Here is a 4,591-nt window from a genome sequence, read left to right on the forward strand (position 1 = left end):
CATTCAGTAGAAGTGGAAGCAGTTTATGTAGTAGTCTTCTATTTAGTTTTTTCCAATAAAAAGATCGTATACGGGTTAGGAGTCCGTCACGTGGGCTCGGAGATGGGTATAAGAGACAGCCCCCGTACCGCCTCCACCACCGGTGTGCCGCCCCCGATCAGCTCCAGGGTGCGACCGGCGGTGCCCGGCTCGTCCAGGAGGGCGAGCAGGGTGGCGGCCACGTCGTCGCGGGTGACCTCGCCGCGTCCGGTGTGCGGGGCGAGGTTCACCTCCCCGGTGCCGGGGTCGTCGGTGAGGCGGCCGGGGCGCAGCACGGTCCAGTCCAGGCCGGGCCGGGCGCGGATGGCCTCGTCGGCCGCGCCCTTGGCCCGCAGGTAGGCCGTGAACACCGGGTCGGCCCCGTCGGGGGCGTGCGCGTCGGCGCCCATCGAGGAGATGATCAGGTAGCGCCGTACCCCGGCCCGTTCGGCGGCGTCGGCGCAGAGCACCGCGGCGGCCAGGTCCACCGTCTGCTTGCGGGCGGCCCCGCTGCCCGGGCCCGCGCCCGCGGCGAAGACCAGCGCGTCGGCGCCCTTCAGGTGCTTGGCCACGTCGTCGACGGTGGCCGACTCCAGGTCGCAGACCACCGGTTCGGCGCCCGCCGCCAGGAGATCGCCGGCCTGTTCGGGCCGGCGGATGATGCCCGCCACCTCGTCCCCGCGCCCCGCGAGCAGCCGCTCCAGCCGCAGGGCGATCTGTCCATGTCCACCAGCGATGACAATGCGCATGATCCCGACCGTACGCCGCGGAACGCCGGTCGCAAGCGCGCCACGGTGGGCGACGCCGGCGGGTCCTCGAAAGTCGGCGTCCGCCGCGTGACGCCGGTCGCAAGCGCGCTGAGATGGGCAACCCTGGCGGGTCCTCGAAAGTCTGCTGAGCCGAACAGACAACCTGAGGAGTTCCCATTTCTGCCGCCACCCCCGCCTTCCGTCCCGCCCTCCGCAGATCCCTGGCCGCCGCCGGTTGCGCCGCCGTGCTGGTCACCGGCGCCGCCGCGTGCGGAGTCGTCGAGAACATCACCGCGGGCAAGAAGCTCAGCGACGCCGCCGACCGGCTTGGCGAGCGGAAGTCGCTGGCGGTCACCTTCGACATCGGTGCCACGCCGAAGCAGCTGGTGGCGCTGAACGACGCGGATCCCGAGGCCGATCCGATGCCGAAGGAGGTGGCCGACTTCCTGTCCGAGCTGCGCGTGACGGTGGCGGTGCGGACCCGCACCCCGGTGGCCGAGGCCGGGGCGAAGGACGTGGTCGGCTCGCGGTTCGCGCTGTCCGGCCCGCACGGGGACCTGGTCGAGTACCGGCTGATCGGCAAGACCGCCTACTACCGGGCCGACCTGGCGGAGCTGGGCAGGCTGACCGGGGAGCCGGCGCCGACCAAGGACGAGCTGGAGGAGTCGCTGCCGAAGGACCAGGAGGGGTTCGACGGCATGCGGAAGATCATCGAGGGCAAGTGGGTCAAGGTCGACACGGCCAAGGCGCGGAAGGCCGTCGCCGAGCTGGAGGAGATGGACTCCAAGGGGGATGGCGCAGGCCCGGCCGCGCCGCCGCTCGCACCCGAGGTGGACCCCGAGGCAGGCCGTAAGGCGCTCGACGCGATCAAGGGGGTGCTCGCCCGCGAGGTCAAGGTCCGGGACGAGGGCAGCAAGGACGGGGTGACCCACCTGGTGGCCACCGGGCCGGTACGGACGCTGCTGACCGAGATCGTCGGCAAGCTGCGGCCCGTCCTGAAGGACATGCCGGGCAGCCCGGAGCTGCCCACCGCCAAGGACCTCAAGGAGGTGCCCGACACCCGGATCGCCCTCGACTTCTCCGTCGAGGACGGCGTGCTCTCCGGTGTCGACACCGACCTCGGGCCGCTCTTCACGGACCTGAAGAAGGGTCTGCGGCTGCCGCTGTCCCTGGAGTTCGCCGAGTCGGAGAAGATCGCCGCACCGGCCGGCGCCACCGAAATCGACCTCTCCGAGCTGATGATGGGCCTGGGTGCCGCGGCCCTGCACGGCGCGGAGGACGAGGGCTTCTCGGCGTTGGAGGACGAGTCCTTCGCCGTGGAGTCCTCGGACCTCCCCGCGGACGATGAGGGCATGCCGGAGTTCGAGACCAGCGACCTGGCGGACGTCGAGGACTTCTGACCGTCCGGGGCCGTCCTCGGCCCAGCGAGCGGGGCCCGATCCCGCTCAGTAGCCCTGGTCGCGCCCCCCGCCGCCGTTGGAACGGAGTTGGCGAGGGAGGTCCAGGGCCACCGCGACCGCGGAGTCGCAGTACTCCCGGACGGCGCTGGTGCGTGCCACCACCCGCCCCTGGTGCACCACGATCCGGCTGTAGGCCAGGGAGAGCACCGCGGCGATCCCCTCGCCGCGCACGGCCAGCAGTTCGGCCGGGAAGCCGGCCTCCACCCGCACCTCGGGCAGCCCCATCGCGGCGCGGGCCCGGCCGCACACCGCGTCGTACGCCTCGGCGGGGCGCAGCTCGCCCCGGGAGGCCAGGAGGAAGGCGGCCTCCAAGGGGTCGCCCCGCCCCACCGGGTTGGCGGTGTCCCGCAGCGCCCCGCTGCCCGCGGCGACCGGGACCCCGGCGGCGCGCAGCAGCCGCACAGGGGCGCACAGCTGCCCCTGAGAGCCCATGTGCGCGCCCCTGGCCGTGTGTGCCGTGTGCGCTGTCGTGGGCGCCGTGTACGCCGTGTGGGGGGCCTGTGAGCCCGGCGCTGCCGGTACGGCGGGTACGTCGGGTACATCCTGGGAGCTCGGCCCGGAAGGCGCTCCCTGCGCCGATGCCGGTGGCTGTTCGGTGAGTTCGCCGCAGTCGCCCTGGGGGAGGCAGACGACGGTGACCCCGGCCGCCGCCAACTGGTCCGCCGTACGGGCGGCGACCTCGTGCGGCAGCCGGGCGAGCCCGCCGCAGGGGCCGATGCTGACGCCCTGCCGCAACCCGCCGGACATCGCCGCCAGCCGCGCCAGCCGGGCCGGGTCGGCCCCGTCGGTGTGCAGATCGACCGCGCAGCCGTGCTCGGCGGCGATCGCGAGCACCGCCTCCACGTGCCCGGTCGGGTCCGGGTCGAGGTCCGGGCAGCCACCGATCACCGTGGCGCCGGCGGCCACCGCGTCCCGGAGCATCGCGAGCCCGTCGGCGCCGGCCGTGCCGGTCAGCACCCGGGGGACCGCGACCGCCGCCAGATCGGCGAGGCCGTGCAGGGCACGGCGGGCCTGGAGGACGGCCTCCAGGGAACGCAGCCCGTGCACCCCGCCGATCCGCACATGGGTGCGCAGCGCGGTCGAGCCGTGGCCCAGGTGGAGCAGCGCGGCCTCGGTGGTGCGCCGCTGGATGTCCTCCGGCGCGTACGACAGGGGGCCGCCCAGGTCGGCGGTGAGGGCGGTGTCGCAGTGGGCGTGCGGTTCGGCGGGAGCGGGCAGCAGCAGATAGCCGGCGAGGTCCACCCGGGCCCCGGGGGAGGTCAGGCTGCCCGCGGTGCCGACCGCCTCGATCCGGCCGCGGCTGAGCCGTACGTCCACGGTCCGCCCGTCGGCGAGCCGGGCGCCGCAGAGCACCAGGGCGGCGGCCTCCGGGACGCCGCCCTCGCCGGCCGGGGGCCGGCGCGGCTGCTGCGGCTGTGGCTGGCTGTCAGGCATCGCGCTCCAGGGGGTGACGGGGCGTACCCGGTGGTCCCGGCGGGTCCGGCCCGCCGGGGCCACCGGGTACGCCCCCAAGATCACTCAAGGCGGTCTCGAGCCTAGGGCTCGGCGGGGGCCGCTTTGCGGAGGAGCCGAATAGTCGTACCGGCGTGTGGTGCGTGGGGCGCAGGGGGCCGCGGAGGAGTCCTGGTGGGCCGTGGGGAGATCGCCGAGGAGCCCTGGAAGGCGCCGCCGTGCGGACCACCGGATACGGATTTCACCTTCGGCGGCCGACCGTGTAATGTCTTCATCGCTCGCCCCAATAGCTCAGTCGGCAGAGCGTCTCCATGGTAAGGAGAAGGTCTACGGTTCGATTCCGTATTGGGGCTCTGATGTGAGAAGTTTCCCGCCCGGTTCGCCGGGCGGGGGATTCGATCGCATCGCAGCGGTGTAGCTCAGTCGGTAGAGCAAGCGGCTCATAATCGCTGTGTCACCGGTTCAAGTCCGGTCACCGCTACTGACAGTAGCCGATTGCAGGGTCGGTCCTTCGATCGGCTACTCTTTCTGCGTTAATCCTTTATCCGTTCGTCAAGGAGCACTCACGTGGCTGCCACCGACGTCCGCCCGAAGATCACGCTGGCCTGCGTGGAGTGCAAGGAGCGGAACTACATCACCAAGAAGAACCGGCGTAACGACCCGGACCGTCTTGAGATGAAGAAGCACTGCCCGCGTTGCAACGCGCACACCGCGCACCGCGAGACGCGATAAATCAGGCTCAACCACAAGGCCGCCCCCACATCGGGGGCGGCCTTGTGCTGTTGTTGGTTATGGAGGGATCCGGTCCGCCAGGCCACTGGTCCGCCGGTCCATCCGGTGTCCCCCAATGAACGATGCAGGAGGTGCCGAGCCGATGGCGCTCGACCAGTCCTTCGTCGGGCGGTCTTACCC

Annotated in this window: 4 protein-coding genes and 2 tRNA genes; 4 read left to right on the forward strand and 2 right to left on the reverse strand. The window is 72.1% G+C overall.

Annotated features, from left to right (window positions below; genetic code table 11):
* Positions 1-86: 86 nt before the first annotated feature.
* The gene (locus E4099_RS29300; RefSeq protein ID WP_135342141.1) at positions 87-767 is read right to left on the reverse strand and encodes an SDR family oxidoreductase; all 681 of its coding nucleotides are present in this window, start codon (positions 765-767) and stop codon (positions 87-89) included.
* A gap of 245 nt (positions 768-1,012) precedes the next feature.
* On the opposite strand from E4099_RS29300, the gene E4099_RS29305 reads away from it, so the two are divergent.
* Positions 1,013-2,167 (forward strand): hypothetical protein, encoded by a 1,155-nt coding sequence (locus E4099_RS29305; RefSeq protein WP_135342142.1) that lies wholly within the window; start codon positions 1,013-1,015, stop codon positions 2,165-2,167.
* 45 nt (positions 2,168-2,212) lie between these two features.
* On the opposite strand, the gene E4099_RS34635 is transcribed toward E4099_RS29305, so the two are convergent.
* Entirely contained in the window at positions 2,213-3,661 is a 1,449-nt protein-coding gene (locus E4099_RS34635) for an amidohydrolase family protein (RefSeq protein ID WP_245245292.1), read from the reverse strand.
* A 298-nt stretch (positions 3,662-3,959) separates the two neighbouring features.
* Between E4099_RS34635 and E4099_RS29320 the strand changes: the two genes are divergently transcribed.
* The 3 genes from E4099_RS29320 (at position 3,960) to rpmG (ending at position 4,411) form a co-directional block, all read left to right on the forward strand.
* A tRNA-Thr gene (locus E4099_RS29320) sits at positions 3,960-4,032 on the forward strand.
* Positions 4,033-4,087: 55 nt separating this feature from the next.
* Positions 4,088-4,160: transfer RNA gene (locus E4099_RS29325), tRNA-Met, on the forward strand.
* Between the two features lie 86 nt (positions 4,161-4,246).
* Positions 4,247-4,411, forward strand: a complete 165-nt coding sequence (gene rpmG / locus E4099_RS29330) for a 50S ribosomal protein L33 (protein ID WP_004571794.1) — start codon at positions 4,247-4,249, stop codon at positions 4,409-4,411.
* The last annotated feature ends 180 nt before the right edge of the window (positions 4,412-4,591 follow it).

This window comes from Streptomyces palmae (genome assembly GCF_004684805.1).
In the GTDB taxonomy this organism is placed as follows: Bacteria; Actinomycetota; Actinomycetes; order Streptomycetales; family Streptomycetaceae; genus Streptomyces; species Streptomyces palmae.